At 69.9% G+C, this 26,144-nt stretch carries 22 protein-coding genes; 4 read left to right on the forward strand and 18 right to left on the reverse strand.

Annotated elements, in window-relative coordinates; all coding sequences use genetic code 11:
• Positions 1-44: 44 nt before the first annotated feature.
• The 10 genes from obgE to GGD82_RS14965 form a co-directional block, all read right to left on the reverse strand.
• Positions 45-1,151 (reverse strand): GTPase ObgE, encoded by a 1,107-nt coding sequence (obgE, locus tag GGD82_RS14920; RefSeq protein ID WP_150063217.1) that lies wholly within the window; start codon positions 1,149-1,151, stop codon positions 45-47.
• Between the two features lie 250 nt (positions 1,152-1,401).
• Complete coding sequence (gene ahcY / locus GGD82_RS14925) at positions 1,402-2,694, reverse strand: adenosylhomocysteinase (RefSeq protein WP_150063218.1); 1,293 nt, start codon at positions 2,692-2,694, stop codon at positions 1,402-1,404.
• Positions 2,695-3,033: 339 nt separating this feature from the next.
• Entirely contained in the window at positions 3,034-3,510 is a 477-nt protein-coding gene (locus GGD82_RS14930) for a phasin family protein (RefSeq protein WP_150063219.1), read from the reverse strand.
• Between the two features lie 246 nt (positions 3,511-3,756).
• On the reverse strand, positions 3,757-4,515 hold the full coding sequence (locus GGD82_RS14935) for a TetR family transcriptional regulator (protein WP_150063220.1): 759 nt from the start codon (positions 4,513-4,515) through the stop codon (positions 3,757-3,759).
• A gap of 111 nt (positions 4,516-4,626) precedes the next feature.
• The gene (locus GGD82_RS14940) at positions 4,627-5,130 is read right to left on the reverse strand and encodes a demethoxyubiquinone hydroxylase family protein (RefSeq protein ID WP_246163961.1); all 504 of its coding nucleotides are present in this window, start codon (positions 5,128-5,130) and stop codon (positions 4,627-4,629) included.
• 113 nt (positions 5,131-5,243) lie between these two features.
• The gene (locus GGD82_RS14945; protein ID WP_150063222.1) at positions 5,244-5,777 is read right to left on the reverse strand and encodes a disulfide bond formation protein B; all 534 of its coding nucleotides are present in this window, start codon (positions 5,775-5,777) and stop codon (positions 5,244-5,246) included.
• Positions 5,778-5,874: 97 nt separating this feature from the next.
• Complete coding sequence (locus GGD82_RS14950; RefSeq protein ID WP_150063223.1) at positions 5,875-6,297, reverse strand: secondary thiamine-phosphate synthase enzyme YjbQ; 423 nt, start codon at positions 6,295-6,297, stop codon at positions 5,875-5,877.
• 29 nt (positions 6,298-6,326) lie between these two features.
• A complete protein-coding gene (locus GGD82_RS14955; protein WP_150063224.1) occupies positions 6,327-6,836 on the reverse strand; it encodes a GNAT family N-acetyltransferase in 510 nt (169 codons plus the stop codon).
• Positions 6,833-7,648: a pseudouridine synthase gene (locus GGD82_RS14960; protein ID WP_150063225.1), complete on the reverse strand. Its 816-nt coding sequence runs from the start codon at positions 7,646-7,648 to the stop codon at positions 6,833-6,835. Before GGD82_RS14960 ends, GGD82_RS14955 begins: the two co-directional genes overlap by 4 nt.
• A 42-nt stretch (positions 7,649-7,690) precedes the next feature.
• Positions 7,691-8,314 (reverse strand): glutathione S-transferase family protein, encoded by a 624-nt coding sequence (locus GGD82_RS14965; RefSeq protein ID WP_150063226.1) that lies wholly within the window; start codon positions 8,312-8,314, stop codon positions 7,691-7,693.
• A gap of 823 nt (positions 8,315-9,137) precedes the next feature.
• On the opposite strand from GGD82_RS14965, the gene GGD82_RS14970 reads away from it, so the two are divergent.
• Positions 9,138-10,934, forward strand: a complete 1,797-nt coding sequence (locus GGD82_RS14970; RefSeq protein WP_150063227.1) for an acyl-CoA dehydrogenase — start codon at positions 9,138-9,140, stop codon at positions 10,932-10,934.
• Positions 10,935-10,953: 19 nt separating this feature from the next.
• On the opposite strand, the gene GGD82_RS14975 is transcribed toward GGD82_RS14970, so the two are convergent.
• The 7 genes from GGD82_RS14975 to GGD82_RS15005 form a co-directional block, all read right to left on the reverse strand.
• On the reverse strand, positions 10,954-11,967 hold the full coding sequence (locus GGD82_RS14975) for a DMT family transporter (RefSeq protein WP_211364801.1): 1,014 nt from the start codon (positions 11,965-11,967) through the stop codon (positions 10,954-10,956).
• Positions 11,968-12,339: 372 nt separating this feature from the next.
• Entirely contained in the window at positions 12,340-12,879 is a 540-nt protein-coding gene (locus GGD82_RS14980) for a polysaccharide biosynthesis/export family protein (RefSeq protein ID WP_150063228.1), read from the reverse strand.
• 97 nt (positions 12,880-12,976) lie between these two features.
• Positions 12,977-14,446, reverse strand: a complete 1,470-nt coding sequence (locus GGD82_RS14985; protein WP_170284368.1) for an outer membrane beta-barrel protein — start codon at positions 14,444-14,446, stop codon at positions 12,977-12,979.
• 140 nt (positions 14,447-14,586) lie between these two features.
• Positions 14,587-15,387, reverse strand: a complete 801-nt coding sequence (locus tag GGD82_RS14990; protein ID WP_150063230.1) for a hypothetical protein — start codon at positions 15,385-15,387, stop codon at positions 14,587-14,589.
• Between the two features lie 1,048 nt (positions 15,388-16,435).
• On the reverse strand, positions 16,436-16,906 hold the full coding sequence (locus tag GGD82_RS14995; RefSeq protein ID WP_150063231.1) for a cold-shock protein: 471 nt from the start codon (positions 16,904-16,906) through the stop codon (positions 16,436-16,438).
• Positions 16,907-17,263: 357 nt separating this feature from the next.
• Positions 17,264-19,237, reverse strand: coding sequence for a Crp/Fnr family transcriptional regulator (locus tag GGD82_RS15000; protein WP_170284369.1), 1,974 nt, complete (start codon positions 19,235-19,237; stop codon positions 17,264-17,266).
• 43 nt (positions 19,238-19,280) lie between these two features.
• Complete coding sequence (locus GGD82_RS15005; RefSeq protein WP_150063233.1) at positions 19,281-19,595, reverse strand: hypothetical protein; 315 nt, start codon at positions 19,593-19,595, stop codon at positions 19,281-19,283.
• Positions 19,596-19,764: 169 nt separating this feature from the next.
• Between GGD82_RS15005 and GGD82_RS15010 the strand changes: the two genes are divergently transcribed.
• Positions 19,765-20,028: a hypothetical protein gene (locus tag GGD82_RS15010; RefSeq protein WP_150063234.1), complete on the forward strand. Its 264-nt coding sequence runs from the start codon at positions 19,765-19,767 to the stop codon at positions 20,026-20,028.
• Between the two features lie 40 nt (positions 20,029-20,068).
• Here the strand turns inward: GGD82_RS15010 and GGD82_RS15015 are convergent, their stop codons facing one another.
• Positions 20,069-22,321, reverse strand: coding sequence for an adenylate/guanylate cyclase domain-containing protein (locus tag GGD82_RS15015; RefSeq protein ID WP_170284370.1), 2,253 nt, complete (start codon positions 22,319-22,321; stop codon positions 20,069-20,071).
• Between the two features lie 382 nt (positions 22,322-22,703).
• Between GGD82_RS15015 and GGD82_RS15020 the strand changes: the two genes are divergently transcribed.
• Both GGD82_RS15020 and GGD82_RS15025 read left to right on the forward strand, forming a co-directional pair.
• Positions 22,704-24,974, forward strand: a complete 2,271-nt coding sequence (locus tag GGD82_RS15020; RefSeq protein ID WP_150063236.1) for a tetratricopeptide repeat protein — start codon at positions 22,704-22,706, stop codon at positions 24,972-24,974.
• The gene (locus GGD82_RS15025) at positions 24,971-26,035 is read left to right on the forward strand and encodes a phosphotransferase family protein (protein ID WP_150063237.1); all 1,065 of its coding nucleotides are present in this window, start codon (positions 24,971-24,973) and stop codon (positions 26,033-26,035) included. The genes GGD82_RS15020 and GGD82_RS15025 overlap by 4 nt, the downstream gene beginning before the upstream one ends.
• The last annotated feature ends 109 nt before the right edge of the window (positions 26,036-26,144 follow it).

A 26,144-nucleotide genomic window follows, 5' to 3' on the forward strand; every position in this document is an offset into this window, starting at 1 on the left:
GTCGAAAGAACGGGGAGCCGCGCGGGTCAAACGCGCGGCGGAAATCAGGGCGTCCAGCCCGGGGCCGGCTCGGCCGAATCCGGCGGGTCCACATCCGCATCCGGATCGGCCGGCGTCTCGGCCGCGCGCAGGGCCGCCCGGTGCGCCTGAACCGCCGGCCAGATCTGGCGCAGCGCCTCCGTCACACCCTGGCCGGACGCACTCGACAGCACCGCCACCGGCTGCCCGCAGGCCGCCTCGAGCGCGGCCTTGCGTTCCGCAATCAGCTCCTCGGACAGCGCGTCCGCCTTGGTCAGCGCCACCAGCTCCGGCTTGTCGACGAGGCCGGCGCCGTACTCCTCCAGTTCCGCCCGGACAACGCGGTAGGCTTCCGCGACATCCACGCCCGGGTCCTCGAAGGCCGCGGACTGGGCGCCGTCCACCAGATGCAACAGCACGGCGCAGCGCTCCACATGGCCGAGGAAGCGCGTGCCCAGGCCAGCGCCCTCGTGCGCACCCTCGATCAGACCCGGAATGTCGGCCAGGATGATCTCCTGCTCGTCCAGGGCGGCGACGCCCAGGTTCGGGTGCAGGGTCGTGAACGGGTAGTCCGCGATGCGCGGCCGCGCCCGCGTGACCGAGGCCAGGAAGGTGGACTTGCCGGCGTTCGGCAGCCCGACAAGGCCCACGTCGGCGATCAGCTTCAGCCGCATCCAGACCCAGCGTTCCTCGCCCGGCCAGCCGGTGCCGAACTTGCGCGGCGCCTGATTGGTGGAGGACTTGAAGCGCGTGTTGCCCGGGCCGCCATCGCCACCGCGGCACAGAACCAGGGTCTGGCCCGGCTCGGTCATGTCGGCCAGCAGGGTCTCCTGGTCGTCGGCCAGGACCTGGGTGCCGACCGGGACCTTGATGGTCACCGATTCGCCACCCTTGCCGGTGCGGTTGGCCCCCATGCCGTGCTGGCCGCGCGGTGCCTTGAAATGCTGCTGATAGCGGAAGTCGATCAGGGTGTTCAGGTTCGCCACCGCCTCCAGGACGATGTCACCGCCCCGGCCGCCGTCGCCGCCGTCGGGGCCGCCGAACTCAATGTACTTCTCGCGCCGGAACGAGACGCAGCCGGGGCCGCCGTCACCGCTTTTGACGAAGATCTTGACCTGATCGAGGAACTTCATGGGACGTGTCCGTCACTGCACGGGCCGCACACCGAAGCGGCCCAGGGTTACCGGCTTGGGTCTGCCACCCGAAGGGGGACGGCACAACGCCGGACACCGCCGGGCGCGCGGGGCATCCGGCGGTGTGGACCCGTCATACCAAATCCGGCGCCGTTCTGGCATGGTTTCGTGACCCGAACCGGCGCCGTCTGTGCGCAACGGCCCGCGCGGACGCCGGAGCCCAACCCCCGGCGCCGCACGGCCGATAGGATTAGTAGCGGTAGGTGTCGGGCTTGAACGGACCCTGTGGGGTCACGCCGATGTACGCGGCCTGTTCTTCCGACAAGGTTTCCAACTCGACGCCCAGCTTGCCCAGGTGCAGCGAGGCCACCTTTTCGTCGAGGTGCTTGGGCAGCACGTAGACCTGACGCTCGTACTTGTCGGCGTGGTTCCACAGCTCGATCTGGGCAAGCACCTGGTTGGTGAACGAGGCGCTCATGACGAAGCTGGGGTGACCGGTGGCGCAGCCCAGGTTCACCAGTCGGCCCTCGGCCAGCACGATGATGCGCTTGCCGTCCGGAAACTCGACCTCGTCGACCTGCGGCTTGATGTTATCCCACTTGTAGTTGCGCAGGGCGCTGATCTGGATCTCGCTGTCGAAGTGCCCGATGTTGCACACGATGGCGCGGTCCTTCATGGCCCGCATGTGGTCCAGCGTGATGACGTCGAGGTTGCCGGTGCAGGTGACGAAGATGTCACCGCGCGGGGCGGCCTTGTCCATGGTGGAGACCTCGTAGCCTTCCATCGCGGCCTGCAGGGCGCAGATGGGATCGGCCTCGGTCACCAGCACGCGGCAGCCGGCGCTGCGCAGGGACTCGGCGGAGCCCTTGCCGACGTCGCCGAAACCGGCCACGACCGCGATCTTGCCCGCCATCATGACGTCGGTGGCGCGGCGGACACCGTCCACCAGGCTTTCACGGCAGCCGTACTTGTTGTCGAACTTCGACTTGGTGACGCTGTCGTTCACATTGATGGCGGGGCACTGCAGGGTGCCTTTCTTCGCCATCTCATAGAGGCGGTGAACGCCGGTCGTGGTTTCCTCAGACAGGCCACGCACGTCCTTCAGCAGCTCGGGGTACTTCTCATGCATGACCTGGGTCAAGTCGCCGCCGTCATCCAGGATCATGTTCGGGCGCCAGTCGTCCGGGCCGAAGATGGTCTGCTCGATGGCCCACCAGAATTCCTCGTCGTTCATGCCCTTCCAGGCGAACACGGGAATGCCGGCGGCGGCGATCGCGGCGGCGGCCTGATCCTGGGTGGAGAAGATATTGCAAGAGGACCAGCGGACCTCGGCGCCCAGCGCGATCAGAGTCTCGATCAGCACCGCCGTCTGGATGGTCATGTGCAGGCAGCCGGCGATGCGGGCGCCCTTCAGCGGCTGCGACGCGCCGTATTCCTCGCGCGTGGCCATCAGGCCCGGCATTTCGGTCTCGGCGATGTTGATTTCCTTGCGGCCCCAATCGGCGAGGCTCAGGTCCTTGACCTTGTAATCGGTGAACGTCATCGGGAGGTCTCTCCGGTCGGCGGGAGGAAGTGCGGCCGCCCACCCCGCCCGAAACGGGTCGGAGGGCGATCCGGCTGCCGCAGAATATAAAGATATCTTTATATGTTTATCAAGCCGATTTTTGGCGGGCTGGATTTTTGGGCGGCTCTCGGGGCGCCCACGAAAAAGACCGCCGCGCCCGGTGGGGGCACGGCGGCCTGAATGATATTCGCCGAAAGGGTCAGCCCCGGTCCGGTTGCCGCCGCACATTGGCGTGCAGCGCAACGGACGACGTCAGCCAGGACGTGCGGCCCGGCGCTTACCCAGGGGCTTACCCCGGGGGCTTACCCCGGCTGGGGCTTACGACGCGCTGGATGCGCCGGTGGCGGCCTTCTTCGGCGCGGGCTTCGGCGCCTCGGCCTTGTCCATCATGCCCTTCATTTCCTCAAGCGTTTCGCTGAACCGCTTGTTGAGCAGCTCGAAGACCTCGTTATTGGACTTCGCGAGCAGCTCGGACATTTCCCGCATGTTGGAGATCATGCGCTCGAAGGCCTGCTTGGCCATGTCCGTCTGGCGGGCGATGGCGTCCTGCGGGTCCTTCATGTCGCCCATCGACTGGGCCGTCTTCGCATACTCTTCGATGCTCTGGCGCAGCAGTTCGGCCTGACGTTGCATCACCGCCTGCATGCCTTCGAAGGCAAGACGGTTGGCGTTGGTCAGGGCCTCCATGTTCTTTTTCTGGCTTTCGACGATGGCGTCCAGATCCACGCCGGGAATCTTCATGTCATGCAGGTACTTGGTGAAGTCGAAATCGAAAAACTCGGGCTGCTTGGCCATGGATCCTCTCCAATGTGAGAGCAAAGCGAGGGTGGAGGGATGGAGCATCCGGTGCCGACGCCATACATGTCATTCGAGCGCCAGGCAACTCATTCCGCCTTCACGATAGGAACGGGGCGGCATCGTGTCAACGACATTTTTGTGCACCGCACAAAAATCAAAATGCTGCAACGCACCGTGCGGACCAAGCCCCCCCACGGAGCGGGATCCGCGCGGCAAGGACACCCGGTCTGAACGCCCGGTCCGTCAGGCCGGGGCGGCGCCGTTCGAATCCGCGTCCGCCGGGCTGGTCGTGGCCATGGTGTCCGATCCGGCCGTGTCCTCCGGTCCGGCCTTATGGTCGGTTCCGCCTGTCTTGCGCCGCCGGCCCGGCCGGCAGGGCATCGCCTTGCACAGCGTTTTCATGACGCTCTGCGCGCGGTCCAGGTTCTTGTCGAGGGCGGCCATCGTGGGCGCCAGATCCTCGCTGTCGTCGTCGACCCAGACCCGCATGGTGGCCAGGTAGACGGCCGCGAGCCCCTTGCGCGTGGCCAGACCGCCGAACCCGTCCGCCGGCAGGCTGGCCGCTTCCAGCGCCAGCCCCATGGAGTGGTAGACGCCCTGCATGGACACCAGGAACGTCACCGGGTCCGTCGGTAGGTCGCGGATGATCGCGGCCAGACCGGGCCGCCAGCGCGAGAGGGCGTCGTAGCGCCGCATCAGCATGTCGAACAGGCGGTCGCGCGGACCGTCCTGATCGGTGAACGTCAGCGCCTCCTCCAGCATCGCCGCGTCCACGGCGTGCCCCATGGCGCGCAGCACCTCGTTGCGGGATCCATGCACCCGCAAGGCCTCATGCAGCGGGACGCCCGCGCGCTCGGCAATAGCGGCCATGGTCAGACGACGCCAGCCGCTCTCCGCCGCGAGGCCGAGGCCCGCGTCCACCAGACGCAAGGAAACATCGTCCGCCGCGCCGGAGCCGGACGCGCGGTCAGACCCGTGGGAGGTGGTGTTCTGTTTGGCCATGGGTGCCTTCCGTTTCGGTCGCGAATGCCTACGGCGACGCGGCAAACCTCACCGGTCACCGTCCCCAAGGTGGGGACGGCGGAGGGCACGCGCAACCGCTGACGGTGCTCGCTAAAGGCGTTCGGACACCCAGATGGCGAGGCGAGAGCCGCCCTTGATGGCGCGCGACAGCAGGGGAAAGGCCGGGGCCTCCTCGGCGCCGTTGCGCAGGCCGATGTCGCGGTGTTCCAGCTCTTCGGCGCGGAACCGTTCGATGGTGTCGCGCAGGTCCGATTCGTCATCGCCGAGCTGGTCGGCCTGCCCCTTGTAATGCCCGTCGATGGCCTCCTCGACCGCGACGGTGCAGGCCATGGCCGCCTTTTCGCCCATCAGCGCGGTGCCGGCGCCCAGGGCGAACCCCATCACGTGCCACACCGGGGTCATGGCGGTCGGCCGGACCCGGCGCTTGCGGATCAGCCCGTTGAAGGTCTCCAGATGGACCAACTCCTGATCGCGCATGTGCTTCAGCACGGCGGCGTTCGCGGTGCGCCGGCCGAGCACGGCCATCTGGCCCTCGTAGATGCGCACGGCGCCGTATTCGCCGGCCTGATCGACGCGGATCAGGCGTTCGAGCATGGCGCGCCGGCTGCGGTCGCCGGGCAGGTGGGTCGGGCCGGCGGCGCCGGCCACGCTCTCGGCCAGGGTGTCGGATCGGGTTTCGGATCGGGATGCGGGGTCTTCGGTCGTCGTCATCGCACTCTCCAGCAAGCCGGTTGGCGGACGGTCCACAGGGCGAGCACCGCCAGCCCCAGGGACATAAGCACGTTGTAGCCCGCCAGCGAGACCCCGAAGAGCGACCAGGCCACCGCATCGCAGGGCACGATCTCCGGCGCGTCCAGGGACGCGCGCAGATCCGACAGGTCGGTGGACAGGTTCGGCGGCGCGGCGGCCGGGCCGCCGCACTGGTCGGTGCCGGCCCACCAATGCTGCTCCACCCCGACGTGGTAGCCGGCCAGCACCATGTTCGCGGCGAAGGCCACGCCGATCAGCGCAACCAGCACGCGGGCGCCCATCGGCGGCACCCGCGGGATCAGGGCCAGCGCCGCAAGTCCTGCCGCCACGGCCGGTGCGATGCGCTGGTAAAGGCACAAAATGCAGGGCTTTATGCCCAGGCCATGCTCAATGAACAGGGCGCCGCCCAGCACGGCGAGCGCGGCGACGAGAAACAGCAGCGGAATCGTGCGCGGACCGGGCCGCGCGGCGGGGGCGAGTGAGGCGGTCATGGCTCGGGTTCAGTGGCGGGGGAAGGGGGAACTTGAGGGGGGTGGATGCATCCTGCAAGGGAGGCATGCCTCACCCGCTCCGTCAACTTCTGATCCGTCACCGTCCGATCAGGTGCGCGACCACGCTGCGGTGGTGACCCCGGGCGCGATGCTCCACCACGAAGATGCCTTGCCACGTCCCCAGGGCCGGTCGCCCCTCCTGCACGGGAATGGAGAGCTGCACGTTGGTCAGCATCGCGCGGATGTGGGCCGGCATATCGTCCGGCCCCTCGACGCCATGGCGGTACAGGGACGGGTCGCGCGGCGCCAGCACCGCCAGCCGGTCGGTCAGATCGGCCAGTACGGCGGAATCGGCGTTTTCGGTGATCGTCAGGCCCGCCGACGTGTGCTGGAGCAGAAGGGTCAGCAGGCCCTCCTCCAGGCCGCTGTCGGCGACGAAGCCCTGAACCAGACGGGTGATCTCGGTAAACCCGGTGCCCTTGGTCTGGACGGTCAGCACACGGCTGGATTGGCGCAGCATGGCATTCCTCCCGCACGGTCCCGATGGTGTCAGGGCCGGGCCGGCCGTGACCAGCGCCAGACCCGGCCATCCGCCGGGTCCTCGACCGCGTCGCCGCGCTGGAAGCCCAGACGCTCCAACACCCGGGTTGAGGCGCCCGCGCGGGGCAGCGTGTGCGCCGTGACCGTATCGACGTCGGGATGAGCGCGCGCGATGTCCAGCAGTGCCCCGGCCATGGCGGCGGCGTGGCCCTGACCCTCGAAGGGTGGAAAGGTGAAATAGGTGATCTCGACCGCCCCGTCGCGGCACGGCGCCTTGAAGCCGCACACCCCGACCACCTGGGCCGCCCCGTCCTGGTCCGCCCCGTCCTGGTCCGCCACCGCGAGATGGCCGAGCCAGGGGTCCGTCGCGCCGGTCACCGCATACATCTTGCCCTGAGCGGCCGCTGCGGCGTGCAGCAGCTCCCGCACCGGGCCGGTCTCCACACCCGCGGGCAGAACGGTCTCGTTGCCGTGGGCAAGGGCCTGGGTCATCTGCGGTGTCAACGCGATCAGGTTCATTCCGGATCTCCCGAGGTGTCGCGGCGGGCGCGATGCCGGGGCCGCTTGGGGCCCGCCGTTTTCCAGGTCGCCCCCAGCGTGTCGCGAAGGTGGCGGCGCGCCACCTCCTCGACGCCCTGGCGGGGCAGCGGCCCCAGGATGAACGGTCCGTAGCCGACGCGGATCAGGCGCGTCACGGGCCACCCAAGGAACTCCATCACATGGCGGATCTCGCGGTTGCGCCCTTCGCGCAGGGCCACGGTCAGCCAGGCGTTCGCGCCCTGCTGGCGCTCCAGCGCGGCCTTGATGGGCCCGTAGCGCACACCGTTGACGTCGACGCCCCGCTCCAGAGGGCCGAGGCGGTCCGGGTCGATCTGGCCATGCACCCGCACCCGGTAGCGCCGGATCCAGGCGGTGTCCGGGTGCTCCAGGTGACGCGCGAGCGCGCCGTCGTTGGTCAGCAGCAGCAGCCCCTCGCTGTTCAGGTCCAGCCGACCGACCGTCATGACGCGCGGCAGCTCCGCCGGCAGGTTCTCGAACACCGTGGGGCGGCCCTGCGGATCGCGGTTGGTGGTCACCAGACCGGGCGGCTTGTGGTAGCGCCACACGCGCGTTTCCTCGGCCTCCGGAATCGGCTGGCCGTCCACGGTCACGCGCTCACCCGGCTGGACGGTGCGGGCGGGCGTCTCGAGAAGGGTACCGTCGATAGCCACGCGGCCGGCGGCGATCATCCGCTCGGCCTCGCGGCGGGAGCACACGCCGGCGCGGGCCAGGACCTTGGCGATGCGGTCGCCGCCGGGCGCCGACGGAGACTCGGAGGACGAAGGGACCATGGGGGACACGCCTGCGCGAGAGAGAGGGGCCGGCGCCCCCGGTCAGGGCGTCGGATCGGATTCGGCGAACCCGGGCACGTGCGCTGCCGGCCCATCGAGAAGAGCCTCAAGGCGCGGATACCGGCCCGCCGGGACGAGGTGGGGCAGCACGACCCGCAGGAACGGCAGCGCCACCGCGGCGGTGATGTCCGCCTGGGTCGGCCGCTCCCCGCCGAGCAGCCAACCGCCCTCGGCCGGGCGCTCCGCCTCGGCGGCGGCGAGACCGTCGGCCACTTGGCGTTCGCTGGCCTCGACCGCTGGCATGTACACCATTTCGGCCGGTCGGCGCGAGCGTTCATAAAACGCGGCCACCGCCTTGTCCCACGCGCCCGTGATCAGGGCGCAATGCCGCAGCACCCGCCGCCGTTCGACCCCGGAAGACGGTGTCAGCGCACGGTCGGGACCGGCCTGTTCGTCGAGGTAGTCAAGGATCGCGCCGCTGTCGATCAGGACCATCCCGTCGTCGAGTTCCAACGCCGGCACGCGGGCCAGCGGGTTGAACGCGCGGATGGCCTCGACCTGGGTCGCCGTCGCCAACTCGCGCCGTTCGAACGGCACGTCGAGGATCCGCATTGAAATCAGGACGCGGCGGGTAAAGGGGGACAGATTCCGGCCGACCAGGATCACAGCGATGCCTCCGTGTTACACCGTATCCAACGTATCGCAATGGCGTGATGGGTCCAAGCCCCACCACACCCGGAACTGGCACGCCATATGCAGAAGATTATCACGACAGGGATTGCGTCCCCTCCCGCAACCCTGTTTGGGGGTACCCAATGCGACTTTCCCGTGTCCGCCGTCGCAGAGGACCCCACTCGTCCGCACCACCACCAGGATATCGTCCCGGTTTGTGTGGAAGGACACTGGAACGGGGAACGGTGTGGGTTTTCTTGCTCCCTCTCTTGACCCCACCGTTCCCCGTTCTTCCTTTTTTCCGGCCCTTTCCCGCCGTTTTCCGAGCGCGCATCGCGCGCCCCTGAAAACCGCCGGACGACGCCCCCTTCCCCTGCTCTGGACGCCCAATCCCCCTTGCGATCCGCGCCGGATTGCGGGGGGTTCCGTGCGTGTGCCCCCGTCTGGCCGTCGTGACACCGGCCAGAGGGCGCCCCGTCCGCGCGAGGCGCCGGGTGTGCGGCGGCGGCCCGGGGCGACATGGGGTGCGGCACGGGCCCCTTCAATTTGACACGCACTTTGTCAAATTGACCCGCGTATTGCATGTTGAACTTCGAATTGAAAGTCGTGTGCACACGTTGCACCGCGAGTCGCATCCCCACCTCTCCGACCCCGCCCGGCTTCGCCCCCAGAGGATGCCGATATGCACCGAATACACGTGCTGGCCTGCACGGGTACGGGTACTCTAGACGGAGACAGAGAGCGACGGTCGGCCTGCGGCACACCACGCCCCTGCGACGCCGCACCGCACGCCGGTTGGACTCGGAGGATCCGTCTCATGACCCCTTACGCCGCCCCCCTCGACGACATGCGGTTGGCGCTCGATCTCGCGGGCCTGCCCGACCTTGCCGCCCTGCCCCGGTTCGCGGACGCCACGCCCGATCTGATCGCGGCCGTGCTGGAGGAGGCCGGCAAGTTCGGCGCGGGCGTCCTGGCGCCGCTCAACGCGCCCGGCGACCACGAAGGCTGCCGCCTCGACCCGGACGGGACGGTCCGGGTGCCCGAGGGCGCGGTCGAGGCCTACGCCCAGTTCGTCGAGGCCGGCTGGACCAGCCTGCCGTTCGATCCCGACTACGGCGGCCAGGGACTGCCCGGCGTCGTGGGGGTCGCGGTCACCGAGATCTGGCAGGCCGCCAACATGGCCTGGGCGCTGTGTCCGCTGCTGACCACCGGCACCATCGAGGCCCTGAGCGTCCATGGCACGGACGAGCAGAAGGCGCTGTACCTGCCGAAGCTGATCAGCGGCGAATGGGCCGGCACCATGAACCTGACCGAATCGCAGGCCGGGTCCGATCTGGCCGCGCTGCACTGCAAGGCGGAACCGGCGCCCGATCTGGGCGAAGGGCTCTATCGCATTACCGGCCAAAAGGTCTTCATCACCCACGGCGACCACGAGATGGCGGCGAACATCTGCCATATGGTGCTGGCCCGCCTGCCCGACGCCCCGCCCGGCGTGAAGGGGATTTCCCTGTTCCTGGTGCCCAAGCTCCTGGTGGAGCCGGACGGGACGCTGGGCGCGCGCAACGACGTCAAGGCCGTCTCGCTGGAGCACAAGCTGGGCATCCACGGCAGCCCGACCTGCCTGATGGCCTACGGGGACGAGGGCGGCGCGATCGGCACCCTGGTCGGCGCCCCGCATCAGGGTCTCGCCTGCATGTTCACCATGATGAACAACGCGCGCCTGAACGTCGGCCTCCAGGGCGTCGGCATCGCCGAGCGGGCCTATCAGCAGGCCGCCGCGTTCGCCCGGGACCGAATCCAGGGCGTGGACGTCGCGAACCCGAAGGCAGGGCGGGTCGCCATCGTCCGCCATCCCGACATCCGCCGCATGCTGATGACCATGCGCGCCAAAACGGAGGCCGCGCGCGCCCTCACCTACTACGCCGCCGCCCAGATGGACGTCGCCAAAGCCGACCCGGACCCGGCACAGCAGGCCAAGGCCCGGCGCCGTCAGGACCTGCTGGTGCCCGTGGTCAAGGCCTGGGGCTCCGAGATCGGGTTCGAGGTCGCCGATCTGGGCATCCAGATTCACGGCGGCACCGGCTACATCGAGGAGACCGGCGCCGCGCAGCATATGCGCGACGCCCGAATCGCCCGGATCTACGAAGGCACCAACGGCATTCAGGCGATGGACCTCGTCGGCCGCAAGGTGCTGCGCGACCAGGGCGCGGCGGTGCGCGAGCTACTCGAGGACATGCGCGCCACCCACGCCGCGCTGGTGGACGCGCCGGTGGGGCTCGCCGCCATGGCGCCCCACTACGGCACGGCCCTCGACGATCTGGAGGCGGCGACCGACTGGCTGCTGGCCCACGACGGGCCCGTCGAGGCGCAGGCGGCCGCCACGCCCTACACCCTGCTGTTCGGCGTCGCGACCGGGGGCTGGCAGATGATGCGCGCCGCGCTGGAAGTCCGCCGCCGACTGGATGCCGGCGACGGCAATCCGGCGGTCCTCCAGGCCAAACTGGCCACGGCCCATTTCTACGCCGACGCTCTGATGCCCGCGACGGGCGCGCATCGGTTGGCGGTGACGGCCGGGTCCGACAGCCTGATGGCGATGGCGGACGACTGGTTCTGACGCCCCCGGACCGTGGCCGCTACCGCCGGCGCCGCAACGCCAGGACCAGAACCGCCGACAGCAGCAGGGCGCCCCCCGCGGCACCCAACGGCCCCAGGCGTTCGCCGAACAGCATCCAGGCCAGCAGGGTGGCGCTCAGCGGCTCCAGCAGGACCACCACCGCCGAGCCGGTGGCGCTGGCGCGCCTCATGCCCCACAGGAACACCACGTAGGCCAGTGCGGTGGGCACCACGCCCATGTAGAGAACCAACCCCCAGGCGGGCGCGCTGGTCGGCAGCGCCAGCCCGCCGTTGACCGCGACCGTCACGGCCGCCAGCACCACCGCGCCGGCGCCGAAACCCAGGGCGACCAGCCGGAACGGATGGTGGCGGGGCGCCAGCCGCCGGCTTGCCAGGGTGAACACGGCGTAGCTCAACGCGGAGCCACCGGCCATCGCCAGCCCCAGCACCACCGTCGCGCCGTCGGCCTCCAGCGGCCCCGGGAACCCGACCAGAAGCACGGCCCCGGCCACCGCCAGAACGACCGCCGCCAGGGTACGCGGCCCCAGGCGCTCGCCCAGCACCAGCCGCGCCAGCAGCGCCACCAGAACCGGCGCCGCGCACAGCGCCAGCAGCGTCGCCAGGGCGACCCCCACGCGCGCGACGGCGCCGAAGTAGAGACCCTGGTAGCCCGCCTGCGTCAGGCCCAGGACCAACAAGGCGCCGAGGTCGCGCCGGTCCAGCGGTGCGCCGGGCCGGCGCAGCGCCAGCAGGCCGACCAGCGGTGCGGCCAGGACGAGGCGCCAGGCGCCCACCGTCAGGGGGTCGATGTCGGACAGATCAAACAGAACGCGAGAGGCGATGCCCGCCGTGCTCCACAGCAGGGCGGCCAGCGCCACCAGAAGCAGCCCGGTGAGTGCCGGCGTCGGCGTAGCGCCCGGTGTGGTATCCGGTGTGGGGTCCGGTGTGGACGGGGAGGGGGCCGGAGCGGAGGCCGTGTCCGCATCGGAGGTGCCATGGGCGTCGGTGTGCGTGGGGGAGCGATGGCCCATCATGGGTCGCATCCTTTCTCGGTCGGGGCAGGTCTGGCGAAAGGCCGACCGCGCACGACACGCCGTCGGTCCACCCATGCGAGAGCGGACCGAGCGATGGCGCCACGAACGCGCGGCCGGCGGCTGGGCGATCAGCCCAGCGCCGGCGGCGGCAGAACGGCGAGATGGATATGCGTGATGGGAGTCATGGCTCTGGCATGCCCCAGGCCGTGCCGGCTGTCAACAGGGCGCCCTGACAACGACGCGGCCAGCCAACGCGGCCAAAACCGGCGATCCTGAGGAGGTCGAACCGGCCGTGGACCGTGGGGCGGACGATAAACCCGCACGGTCCGGTACGCGGCGAATGGCCGGCTCTGAGACGGATCGGGAGGGGGGTTAGAAGAACCGCTCGCCGATAATGATGATGTCGCCCGGGTTGACCGGCGTATCGAGTTCGGCGTCGACGCCCTCGCCCTGACCGCCGTACTTGACCGTAATGTCGTCCTGGTCGGCGCGGTAGGTAAAGCCACCCGCAACCGCCACGGCCTTCATCACGGTCAGATCCGCGACGTAGGGGAAGATTCCCTGGTCATTGACCTCGCCCAGGATGAAGAACGGGCGGTAGTTCAGAACATCAATGGCGACATCGGGGTTCTGGATGTACCCAGCCGACAGCTTGTTCTCGATGAAGGTTTCGGCGGCCGGCACGGTCAGGCCCCCCAGCATCGCCTCGCCGATCAGGGGCAGCGACACACCACCGTTGGAGCCGACCTCGAAGTCGCCCGACAGGTCGGGCTCGCCGAACACGGTCACCCGAATGACGTCCCCGGGACCGAGGGAGTAGCCTTCCTGAGCCATCGCCTGGGGGACCGCCTGGGGTACGCCGCCCACCAGGACCGCCAGCCCCATCAAGACACCGCCAATCATCGCCCGCATCTTTACCTCCTGCTATCCGTTCGTTCTCTCAAGCTGGTGGAATTGCCGTTCGGACCGCTGCCAGGCCGGTGTCCCGGCCGGGCGATCCGGCGCGGCATCAGTAGCGCAAGGTCACACCCAGCCCAATCGTGTGCCCTTCGTAGTCCTCGCCGTCTTCGCTGCTGTCCTGCTGGGTAAAGTTGTAGCCCAGGTCGAAGCTGACATAGCGGTTCATGGCATAATCCGCGCCGAGATTGAGCTCGTAGATGTCGTCCTCGCGGGATTCGCCAATGAAGTCGTTGTACGAGTACTGGACCGTGCCGAAGACGACCGTCGCGCGGGTCACCTCGTGCTCGACCCCCAAACCCAGGCCGGTCGCCGAAATGCCCGAGGTGGTCCCGGTCACGGTGGCCGTGGCGGAGCGGCGGACATTGCCGAGCACCGAGGTCTGGGCGGTGGGGTTCCACACGACGCTGACGCCGGCCACGATGGCATCGGCGCCGTTGATCGCCTCCATGGCGTCGTCGTCGAAGAACCGCGGCGCATAGCCGGCATAGACCTCGCCGCGCCACACCGCATCGAAGGTCTTGGTGGCGCCGAAGATCAGGTCGAACCCGGTGTTGTCGCGATCCGGACCGCCGTCTTCCGTCGGATCATCGAAAATGGTTTCCACGTACCGGGTGCGCACGTACAGCTCGTCGCCCGCGACATGGCTGTAGCTCAGCCGGGCGCCCGGCGCGATCACCACGTGATCGTCGTCGTCGTGGTTGATGGTCGCGCCGGTGATGGTCTCGCCGTCGTGGAAATCCGTGTAGGTGATCGACGAATCGACCGTCGCCCCCAAAACCCCGAGCGACCGGGACAGCGCGGCATAGCCGGTGCTGCGGTCGAAGGTGCGCGGGCCGTCCCCGCCGCCCACGTCATCGGGGCTGCCGCGCCCAAGGTGTCCTTCCTCGTAGGCGGCGCTCCACAGAAAGTCGGTGCCGCGCTGGATTTCGATCACGCCGTCGGCCTCGGCCCCGAAATCGTTATAGTCCTCGCCGGTGTATTCGGCGTGGCGGCCGATGACCGCGTGCGCACCGAAGTTCAGGCTGTGCACCGGCCAGTCCGAACGGACCGTCAGATTCGGCTCAACGGTGGCGACGAAATCGCCCTTGGTGTCCTCGTCCGTCGCGAACACGTTGCTTTCGTACGCACCGCCAGCGGACAGGCGCGGGAACACGCGGAACAACCCGACGCGGCCCCCTTGGGGGTTCAGACCCTCGGCACGCTGGCGCTGGCCGACGCTGCGGGTGAAGTCCACGTCCCGGTCCTGACCGCCGATCCGCTGAGCGGCCCCCCGTCCCGACGGACGGCCGGCGAAGCGATTGGCGTCCGGACTCCAGGCGGGGCTGACCGTATACCGTTCGGCTTCCCGTCCCTGGGCACGCCCGCGGTCCACGGACCGATCCAGGCGATACCGCTCCAGCGCCTCCGCCCGCCCCCGGTCCAGTCCACGGTCATTGATTCGATCAAGGCTCTGGGCGACGGCACTGTCCGCCGCAAGCAGGCACGCCACCGCAAGCGCGGACGAAACAACTTTTTTCACGGTATCCCCCAGCCATTATTCACCGGCGTCGCCCACCTGCCCCCCTTCAGCCGTCCGAGACACAGTCGCCCGCTTCGACCGTGGCCTCCGTGTCGGCTCCGGTCGATCCCACGCGCCCCCGACACGCCTTAGACCGGCGGTTAGATCGGACTGACGCGCACGACGTCGTTGAACGGCAGCGGCCCGGGATCGCTGCCCCCGGTGTTAGAGGTGCGGCCGAAGACGTCCGCCGGCGCGGTGTTGGGCTCAGCGCCCCCCGCTGCCGTTTCAAACCCGGCCAGCGTATCCTGAAGCACGCAACCGTCCGCCAGAGCCTGGGCTTCCGCCCGCTGGTAGGCCTCGTCAAGCTGGGCGAAGAAGTCGCCATCCAGCAGAGGGTCGGCCGGCGTGTCCGGCGTTCCGGCCGAGACGACGGTCACCGGACTTTCCTCCGGGATCGCCACCAACGCCACGCTCAGCAGGTTGACCGCCGCTTGTCCGTTGGTCTCGGCGGCCGCCATGGCCTCCGACACCAGAGCGCGCACCACGGCGGCCGAGGCCTCGGGCGACTCCTGGGCCATGGTGGCCAGGGCCTGCTCAAGAGCGTCTTCCTCGGCCTCACACAGGCCGTCGTCCAGCAGATCGGCGAGGACGTTGCCTTCGTCGCCCTGGGCCACGGCGTCCAACAGCCGGCGGCGCAGGTCCTCCGCGCTCTGGTCGAAATCCTCGCAGGTGCCGGTGGGAACCGAACACGCGGGGGCATCGGCGGGCAGCGCCGGCTGGGCCGCGCGGTTCATGTCGAGCGGGTCGTCCATGGGCGCGACGAGGCCCGGCGACTGGGCCAGTGGGTCGGACGCTCCCCGATCGCCCGTCGACTGGGCCTGGGCGGGCATCGCCAGTGTCAGCGCAAGGGCGGACGCCATCGCGGCGGAGAGCGTTGCCCCAAGAACACGGTCGAGCACGGCGGTTCTCCTTATCGTCTGGCGCCCCCTCCTCCCTCCCCCGAACACACCCCCATCGCGGGAACGGCACGCCGGAGGGAGCTGGATGACGGCAACGCACGACCGCCCGCTGCGGGTCGGCCTCGTATCGATTAGTCCAAAATTTATGGAAATAGTGAAAACCACGCAAGCGGAATCTACGAATTACCATCGAAGACATAGGGACACGGCAAGCGTCCACGTATCTATCGTCCGGCACCCGAGAAAAATAGCGCCGCGTCCGCACAAATCATTGCAAGCACTCAGATCGACGGGTGTGTTTTTGATCGACAGGGCGCGAACGGTGGACCGCGGGATCCAGACGAACAGGGGAGCCATACCGAGAAAAGGGGCGGCAAGGTGCGCGTGTTCGGACCGGCGCCACGACACCAGTGCTTGCCCGACTCACAGGCGCGGCAAAACCAGTACTTAACGCCAGGGCGTCCCCGTCACTGCGGCGTGCAATCGGCCGGCATCCCCGCGCCGCCATACCGGCGACCTGTGGCGGACACGCAACAAGACCGGCGGCCACGACGGGCGCCGCCCCCCCGCATCCGCGGCGAAGGCCCGACGATTCGCGCACCCGGCGCGGCGAGGGGCTTTGGATCGATAGGGGGAGGAGACAGGTTGGGTGACGACGCACCGCGCCGTAACCCCCTTCAGAATAAAAAAGCCCAGGACTAAACTAAAAAAGCCCAGCGCCAGACGCGGGATTCGGACGTCACCCGCCTCAGCCTGGGCCAGCCCATCCTAAACCTGGACCAGCATGAAAAAAGTAGTCGCGAGCCGGCGATCCCGAAGATCACAAAGGCCAACACCGTACCGCCATCCGCCAAACCGCCCGATATGACATCGGAGCTGTGCGGGCTCGCCCGGACGCGAACGCCTCTCACACGGGGCGCTCGGTCGCCCCTGTCCAACCGACAGGCCTCGCTCCCGACGACCGGGCGCGGATCCGTTCACCATGACGCCAGGAACGCCCGCGGCGCCGGACCGAACCGGCCGGCGCGCGGACCGCTCCACCGTGGCATCAGATGAGTTCGACGCGACCGGCCATCGGGCCTTTCTTGCCCATGCGGCACATCATCCGCACGCGCTGCCCGGCGTCCAGCGTGGTCAGGCCCGAGTACTCCAGCGCCCGGCTGCCCACGTACACGTCCTTGCCACCGCTGTCCGGCGTGACGAACCCGAACCCCTTGTCGGCGCTGAAGAACTTGACGACACCGTCAATTTCTTCCTCACCACCCGGGCCATCGACGCTGCCAGCGACCTGAGCGCCCTCCGGAACATCAACCTCATGGATGAAGGCGACCTGCGGTCCCTTCTGCCCCATGGAGAGGTCGCAAACGAGCGTCGCGCCTTCAGGAATATCCCGATAGCCCGCACGCTGAAGTACGGAAATGTGGAGGAATGCGTCGGGAGTGCCATCCTGGAGGGCAACGAAGCCGAAGCCCTTGGTGGCGTTAAACCACTTCACCGTGGCCGAAGACCGAGACTGCATAGCGGAGGAAGAACCTTCATACGGTGGCGATAAAAACCGTTTCAGGGATACCTGAAAACCGCGCCGTCGCCAATACATCTGCGCATCTCGTCGGGATTTTTCGTCGAAATGCCAGCACACCGTCCGTGTTTCGCGCGTATACGCACGACTGCGAACGGTCGGTATGACAACGCAACATCCTGGACATAAACGCAAAACGTGACAGACCCGGGCGCGGCTAGGGTTTGCCGCCCGCGGGCCTATGCGCGCCCGGATTGCGGGCCCGCGCCCCAAAAAACCCGAGCAAACGCCGAATCCAGCGCGGGATCCGGCCTGGGCGCGGGACTCCGGCCACGCACCGTGCCCGACGTGGGGTCGCTACCGCAGGCCCCCGTCCAGGGGCAGCGCCTCGGGACCATCGCTCGCGTCCGGCGGGACCGCCCCTCCGCCGTCGCCCCGCGCCCAGGCTGGATCCGGCGCCGACGCACCACCCTGCCGGTCGATCAGGTTTTCCACCCGTCGGAGGTTGCGGGCCACGATATCGGCCTGCCGCTTGGCGCCCTGCACTTCGTAGGTCCCGGCGGACAGGTGGAACGCCTCGCGCGCACGGTGCAGCGCCCCGGCATCCTTGGTCACGCGGAACAGCAGGAACAGCGCGGATCCCAGGTTGTTCTGGGTCGCGGCCCACAACAGCGGCACCCGGTCGAGCGGCCGCACCTGCAACGCGGCGTTGGCGGCCTCCACCGCGCGCGTCAGGATTTCCGGCTTGCGCTCCTGCCCGCCGTAGACCTGAAGCACCTGGGCGAGGTCGTGCATGATCTCGCCCCACCGATCGGGCGTGTCGGCCGGGCTGAAGACCTGGAGCGCGGCCTGAAACGCGTTGATCGAATCCCGCAGCGCGGCCGGGTCGCCCTCCGCCATGTGGATCCGATAGCACAGCAGCCCCAGGCGGCTTTTCAGGCCGGCCCAGTCATAGGGGTACAGGTCGCGATGAAACGATTCGAGCGCGGCCTTGAACGCATCCGCCGCCTGACGCGGCCCGATGGTGGGGTGGTTGCGCTCCACCAGCGCCTGCCACACCAGTCCCAGCGAGCGGTGCAGCACCCCCCACTCGGCGTCGGCATCGCGAGGCAGATGGCGGATCGCCTCCTCGTAGGCGGCGGCGGCATGCTCCAGCCAGGCCGGTTCGTTGGCCCAGGCGCCGACCATGGCCAGGACGTTTCCGTAACAGCCGACGATCTGTGCCGTTTCCAGACCGCTGAGCCCGTAGGGAAGCTCGGACAGCAGCGCCCCGGCGGCCTCGGCCAGCGGCGGCAGGGTTTCGACCAGCGCCCGCCCCTGGGCCTCCGATCGCGGTTCCATGGCCGCCAGCGTCACGGCCTGAATCAGCACATGCCACGACGGATCGAAGTCCACGGGGACATAAAGGGCGTTCTGCGGCGACATCATGCCGATGCGCTCGATCTCCGTGCTGCCCCAGGGGCTCAGAAAGCGCAGCTCCACCAGGCGCCCGCTGGCATCCGGGCCGCCCCACACCAGCAGGTCCGCCCCGACCTCGCGCAGCATGGGCCGGCCGGCACCGATCGCGCCGCTCAGCGCGGTGTACGGATCCAACTCCGCCGAATACGGCACCGCCCGATCCAGCTTGCGCAAACGGACGGCGGCCAGGCCCTCCAGAGCCTCCAGCACGCGGACGCGCTGTTCCTCGCCGCCCCGCTCCGGAAAGCCCGCCACGGCCAGCACCGGGTGACGGACCCGCGCCGCGCCGGCCAACGCGCTCTCCGCAGTCTTGGGGCCGCTCCCGCCCTTGAGGACCCCGATCAGCCGGCCGAGCAGCCCGTCGCCGCGCGCGCCCCCACCACCACTGGCGCCACCACCGCCCCCGCCGTCGGCCATCCCACCGACGGCCGCCGCCGTCACGGGGACCAGCGCCGTGCTGGTGCCGGACTCGTCGCCCGACCGGCCCTCCGGCGTCACATCGGCGACGGGCTCCAGCCGGGCGATCCGCTCGTTCGCGTTGCGCAGGCGCCGGGACAGCCGGACCATCAGCCGCAGCGCCAGATCCGGATCGTCCTCCAGCCGACGGACGAACGCCTTGCGGCCATAGGCATGCAGCGTCACAGGCCCACGCGCCACCGCCGTCGCGCCCCGGGGATCGGTATCGATGGCCCCCATCTCGCCGAGCAGTTCGCCCTTGCCGACGGTCGCCAGATGAATGAGGCCCCGCTCCGATTCCTTGAACAGGGCCACCTCGCCGGCCGCGACGATGAAGGCCATGGCGCTGGGTTCACCCTCCCGAAAGATGATGTCCCCGGCTTCGTATTTCTGAATTGTCGGCTTCACTGTCGCCATACACTCTGAACCGTGCGATGGGGCCGCGCACGCTGGCCGCGGATCATCCGCGCCCGGTCTTGCTGCCGGTGTCAAGGGGGGCCGGACCTGCATCCCCGGGCGGCGTGCCCCGGTGGAGAATCGTGTCCTTGTAAATGCGGGCCTCGCGCCGGTCGGCGCCCGTGCCGTGGGTCACGGCGACGCATGGGCAGCCCGCCTCGTCGGTCTCCATACGCAAATCGAGCGCGCCCTGTTCCAGCAGTGCCGCCACGGCGTCCGGCTCCATCTCCAGCGCCGTGCCGAGGTGCCCGAGCAGGGTGCTGATTTCCGCGTACATCTCTCGCGTGTCGTCGCGGGACTCCGGGGGCGGGGCCGTCATGCACTGTTCTCCGTCTGGGGGCGCCGCAACGCGCGTCGGTGGCGATATCTTTACCAAGACGCCCCGAAAGTCTAAAGATCAAGGCCTGACGCGCGGGCGGATGCCGATGCGCCGACTCAACCGCGCGACGGCCCTTTGGGTGGGCCGCCAGGACAAGGGAGATGCCGGCATGAGCTACGAACAGGTCGAGGAAGCCTGGAGCCTGATCGACGAGGCGATGAAACTCAAGGAAAAGTCGGACGGCGACCTGGAGCCGGATGCCTACTGGGACCCGCTGTTCGCGACCTCGCCCCTGGTCGACGTCCCGCGCACACAATCCGAGGGGGGGGCCCCCCTTGAGAAGGTGTTCCTGAAGTCGCCCTACGGACTCCAGTTCCGTCGCGACCACATGGACTGGATCCCGTTCCGGCACGGCGAAGTCACGCTCGACTGAGCCGCCGGACCTCGGGTTCGACGACCGGGCGGGGGCTCGCCTATCCTGCGGCCCCCCTTGCGGCACGCGGATCCGGGGCCGACGGCGCCGCGCCCTGGGGGGCGGCGGCTTGATCCAGCCAGCCCCCCGTGTCGGGATCGAACGCGCCCGCGGCATCCGACCGTGCGGACGTCGGGGGCGGCGGCGGTGCGACCGTTCCGTCGGGTCCCGCGCCTCGCTCGCGCACGGATCCATCTTCCGGGTCGGCGTCCGCCGCGCCGGCCCCCGGGTTGGGGTCTCCCCTGTCGTTGCCCTCGGCCCCGGGCGTCCCGGAGGAGGCTCCGTTGGTTCCGACCTTGGGCGCACCATCCCACAGCGCCTCGTGCAACGACTGCGGCTGCTTGATGCCCTTGAGCCGCGCCGCGCCGTGCTCGGCGAAGGCCAGTTTGGTGCCCTCGCACAGATCCCGCACCACCTGCGAGACCAGGATCTGATTCATGGCCGCCTGGGCGCAGATGCGCGCGGCCAGGGTGACCGCGAGACCGTAGTAATCGTTCTCGGCGCTGACCGGTTCGCCGGCGTTGATGCCGATGCGGATGCGCAAGGGAATCTCGGGCTGGGACTCGTTGTGCGCCTGCACCGCCTTCAGCACGTCGATCATGCCCCAGACGGCGTCCGGCACGTGTTCGAACGTGGCCATGATCCCGTCGCCGGTGTGCTTGATCTCACGTCCCGAGAACCGGGCCAGCGCCGCGCGCACCGCCGCGTTGTGGGCGCGCAGGATCTGCTGGGCCTTGATGTCCCCGTACTCGCTGGTCATGTCGGTGGAGCCGACGATGTCGGTGAACACGATGGCGATGGTACTGCCGGTGACCTTTTGGGTCTTGGGCGTGTTCCAGTCCTCCACGACCATGCCGAGGCTGGCGAAAGGCTCCGCCGCGCCGGTGCGTTGCAGGGTCATGGCCTCGCGGCCGTGCTGAACCATCTCGGCGTAGCGGTCCTCGGCGAGATAGGTGCGCAGACGGTCGACGAACGACGACGCCTGAGGCGGCCGCGTGCCCATGATCTCGACGGTCTCGCGCAGCAAGCGCTCGAACTCGCCATAGGTCAGACCGTGGTCCTGGGCGATGATCTCGCACACGCCGGCCAGATACAGATTGATGCCGAAGCGATTGTAGGTGTCGATGCGCGGCCGCACGCTTTTCAGGGCGGGGACGTAGCGACTCAGGAACGCGGTGCTGGCATCCTGGGCGGTTTGGAGCGCCTTGCTCACGGTCTCGGCGGGTTCGGCCGGTTTCTCTTTTGCGTCACCAGACTCCGCGCCGTCCTCCGCGGCCTTCCCGTTCTCCTTCTTCTTCTTGCGCTGGCGCTCCTTCTCCCGCTCTTTCTCGGCCCGCTTTTCGCGCTCCTTCTCCCGCTCACGCTCCTTCTGCGACGGCGTCTCGCGGCCGGACGCGGCCTCGGCCGTCGCGTTGGGGGACGCCGAAGCCGGGGCCTGGACCGGGTCGGGCACAGGAGGCGCGCTTTTCGGGGCGGGGTCTCCCCCGGCGGCAGCCGTCGCCCCCGTCGGCCCCGGGTCTCCCACGGCATCCCGGTCGCGCCGCGGCGGCGCGCCGCCGCTCGCGGACGCCCCGAACGCCTTCGGTTTGGACGCGGTCTTTGCCTTGGTCTGCCATCGCGAGCGCGGACGGTCGGGATCCCACACGCCCTGCATGGGCACGAAACGCAGGGTCAGGAAGAACCCGCTGGCCAGGAAGATCACCATGAACACCGCGAACAGGGTGCTCGACAGCGCGCCGCTGGGAATGGCGACGCCAAGGGTACTGAGAAGGGCGATGACAATCGGGATCAGGGCCGTCCCCGATGTCGCAAGGACCAAGCTGCCCACGACCGTGAAGATCACGCGGGCGATCAGATCGCTGGTCGACGCCGCGTGCGTTGGCGCGCCGAACCGGGTGATCCCGGGGCGGGCGGCCTCGCCACTGAAGGCGTCAAGTCCCGGTGGAATCTGAGCGTTCGGCCGCAGGCCTGCCCCGACGGGTGCGCCGCCCGGCCCACCCTGGGGATGGGACGGATCCTTGCCGCGCCGACGCGCGTGCCGGGCCCGCGCACTCAGGTAGACGGTCTGTTCGCCGTAGCGTGCCGTCTCGGTGTCGTAGGTTTCTTTGACGACCTTGGTGGGGCGCGCCAGCGTTTCATCGACGACCCGCGCCTCCTCGAGGGCCCGGGCCTTCTCCGTGCTGATGAATCGCGCATGCAGGACCCATCCGGAGTCTTCCAGCGTGTAGACCTCGTAGTGCGCTATCGTGGGCATCCAACCCTTCCTGTCGCCGGACGTCCGGCGCCACCGGACCCCGCTCCCCAGCGCTCGCCGTATCCAGCGTCGCGATCCGGCGGCGCGGCCCCTGGTATCCCGTCGTCGTTCCAGAGCGCGACCGCGTCCGCCCCGGCCTTCTGCGGTGCTTTCGTATTTAGGGCACGCCGCGGGGTTTAGGCAAACAATAGTCCGCGCGACTCGCATATTTCGACGAACAGGCGCCGGGTCCGCGCGCGTTGGACTTGACAGGCCGTGCCGGTTCCTTCGCTGTCGTGACCAGGGCTCCCGGCCCAAGGGCCCCGGGGGCGCGGCCACGGCGTCCGCGCCGACCTCAGCCCTCCAGCGGGACCATCACGAAACACGGCGGAACGACGGCGGCATGACAGACTCGGAGCGCCCGGAGGCCATGGATCGAACCTCTCCTCGCCCGTCGCCGCCCCCGCGACCGCCCGATGAGACGCCCCTGGCGCGCGCCCTTCGTCTGTTCCGGGCCGGCGAGGATACCGCCGTCCAGGCCCTGGCCGTAACGATCGGCGCGGATCACATCGCCCCCGACGCCGACACCCTGCACCTGATGCGGCTGATCGGGCTGGCGGCGCTGCGGTCGGGCAACGGAGACGAGGCGCTGCGATGGCTGTCCCACGCCCAGGAGGCCACGCCGACACCGGACATCGCGCTGCGGGTCGCGCTGGGCGGGGCCTGTCTGGCGACGGGCGCCCTTGAGGAGGCCGAGGTACGATTCCGCGCCGTGCTGGCGGACGCGCCGTCGGCGGTGGGTGCCGCCATCGGGCTGGCGCGGGCGTTGGAGGAACAGGGCGACCGCGCCGGCGCGCTGGCCGGGTGGCGGCGGGCCATGGCAGCCCTGATCGCGCGGACCTCGCCCGACGCCGATGTCTGGATGCTGGCCCTGCCGCCCCACCTGACGGGGCAGCCGCTGCGCGACCTTATGCAGGCGGCGCACAAGGCGGGCGACGCCCCCATGATGGCGCATCTGCGACACCGGTTGCAGGCCCTCCACCCGGGCGACGACGACAGCGCGGTGGAGGGCCGCGACGTTCCTTTCGGCGGTGGCCCCGCCCCGTTCGACGAGATCATGGCCGATCTGGTGCCGACGCTCACACCGCCGGACGCCGCGCTCGGGACCGACATGGGGAGCGCCGTCGCCCTGCTGGAGGCGCGGGCTCGCCACCGCCCCGAGGATCCCGCGGTTCTGCACCAGCGCGCCCTGGCCCTCTGGGACGCCGGGGACGGCGTCGCCGCGCTGGCCTTGATCGAAGCCGCGCAGGACACCCCGGCCCTCCGCCACCACGCGCCGCTGCTGAGGCTATGGGCGAGCCTGCTCCGCGCGGCCGGCCGGCTCGACGCCGCGGTGGAGATCACCGAACAGGCCATCACCGCCGATCCGGGCAGCGCCGAGGCGTGGCGCACCCTGGCCCAGATCCACGAGCAGGCCGGGCGGCTCGACGACGCCCTGATGGCAAGCCACGGCGCCGTTTTGCGCGCACCCGGGTTCGTCTGGGGACACGGGCTGGTGGGGCGCCTGTTGGAGCGGCGCAATCAGGTCGATCCCGCCATCGAACGCTACCGCCGGGCCGTGGCCGCCGAACCGGAGAACATCGACGCCCACCTGTCCCTGGCCCTGGCCCTGCTCCGGCGCGGGGATTGGGCGGAGGGCTGGGACGCCTATGAATGGCGGCGGCCGCGCACCGACCGCCCGGCGGACACGTTCGAGGCCCCGCCCTGGACCGGCGGCACGACGGCCTCCCATCCGCTGCTGATCTGGAACGAGCGCCAGGGGGTGGCCGAGGCCCTGATGTTCCTGCGCTTGGCGCCCGCCGCCGGGCGCCAGTCCGGCGGGCGGCTCGTGCTGGAGGTCGACCGCCGCATCGTGCCGCTGGTTGCGCGCGGCCTGCCGGAGGCCACCGTGGTGGCGACGGCCGACCCGCCGGCGCCGGACACACGCGCCCCCGATCTGGGCGCCCAGGTGCCGTTCGGCAGTCTGGCGCGGCTCGTCGGCCCCGACCCGGCGGCGAGCATCACGCCGGCCCCCACCATCGCGGCCGATCCGGAACGGGCAGCGGCGCTACGCAGCCGCTACATCGCCACGGCCACAGCAACGGCGGACGACGACACCAAGAGCACCGCGCCCGACCTCCTGGTCGGGTTGAGCTGGACGCCGCTCGACGCGACGCGGTACCCGGACCGCGTGGTGCCGTGGGATGCCCTCGCCCCCCTGTTCGCGGTGCCCGGGGTGCGCTTCGTCTCGATCCAGCCGAGCGCCGGCGGGCCGGACCCGCTGGAGGACAACGCCCCGGCGCTGCCCGGCCCCCTTCTACGGGATGCCACCATCGAGGCCGATCCGGACGACCTGGACGGCCGGGCGGCGCAGATCGCCGCGCTCGACGCGGTGGTGACCATCGACGGGCTGGCGGCACACCTCACGGGTGCGCTGGCGGTGCCGGGCCTCGTGCTGCTGCCCTATGCGGCCGACTGGCGGTGGGGCCTGTCGGGCACGCGCTCGGTCTGGTACCCGGCGTTGCGGCTGGCGCGGCAGACCACGCCCGGCGACTGGACCGGCCCGGTCGCACGCGCGGCGACGGCCCTCGGCCACTACCGGGATGCGGCGCGCGCCGCGAGGGAGCCGGCATGACCGACGCAGATCCCGAAGCGCTGCGGGCGTTTTTGATGCAGCGGGTCTGGGTGCTTCAGGGGCTCGACCCCGACACCCTGACCGTCACCCCGCACCCGCTCGCGCCGACCGGCCCCACCTGCACCGTGTCGATCAGCCCCGGGACGATCAGCGCCGGGGCGGGCGAGGCCACGGCAGACTCGCTGCATGTGCGCCTGCCGCCCGCGTGGACGCCCCGACGGGCGCGCCACCCCATCGGGCTGGTCCCCGTGCCGCGCACCGACGACACGGCCGCCGACGACGAGGGCCTGAACCTGGAGCGGATCACGCCCCTCGGCCTGGCGCCGGCCACGCTTCAGTTCGATCCCGCGGACGGGATGTGGGTCCGGCCCGCCTGGGCGGGGCGCACCGTCGAGGCCCTGTCCCTGCGAGGCGCCCCGGGCATGCTCCGGCGGCTGGCCGCCAGCCTGCGCTTACTGCACATCAGCGGTCAGACGTTCGAGGGCCAGCGCGCGCCGTTCGCGGGCCTGGACCTCAGTCCGCATTGGCCCCGGGAGTCGGCGATCGGCCTGCCGCTGCGCACCCTCACCCGGATCACGGAGGCCGTGGCGCGGTGCCAGGAGACGCTGGCGACGATCCCGGTGCCGCCCGCGCCCTGCCTCAACGCGGCGGCGCTGGAGGCCGCGTTCGACACCGGCTCGCGCGTCGTCTTCGTGGACTGGCGGGCCTCCGGCATGGGCGACCCCCATTTCGACCTCGCCGGCCTGAGCACCCAGGGCGGCCTGAACGCCGAAGAGGCCGCCGCCCTCCTGAACGCCTACTTCGGGCCGGGGGACGCTGGTCCCGCGCGGGACCGCACCCTGGTTTATCGTCTGGTGGCCGCGTATCTGCGGCTGATGGACCTGCACGGCGCGTTCATGGACGGCCGCGCGGACCCGACCAAGGACAGCCTGCGCCGCCGGTTCGCCACCCAGGCCGAGGCGTGCGAGAGGATCCTGGACAGCGCCTCGTGGACCGGCGCCATGGACCGCCTGACGAGTGGGCGCCCCCGCCTACGCCGCTCCGGGAGCACGGGGGCCTGACGGAACGACAGCGGAATGGGGTCGAGGCCGCCTTCGCCGCCGACTCGCCTTTTTTGGCCGGGGCGAAACGGGGGCGCTCCAGGCACGACGCCCCCCTGTGCCGGCGGGT

Source organism: Roseospira marina (genome assembly GCF_014197855.1).
GTDB lineage: Bacteria > Pseudomonadota > Alphaproteobacteria > Rhodospirillales > Rhodospirillaceae > Rhodospira > Rhodospira marina.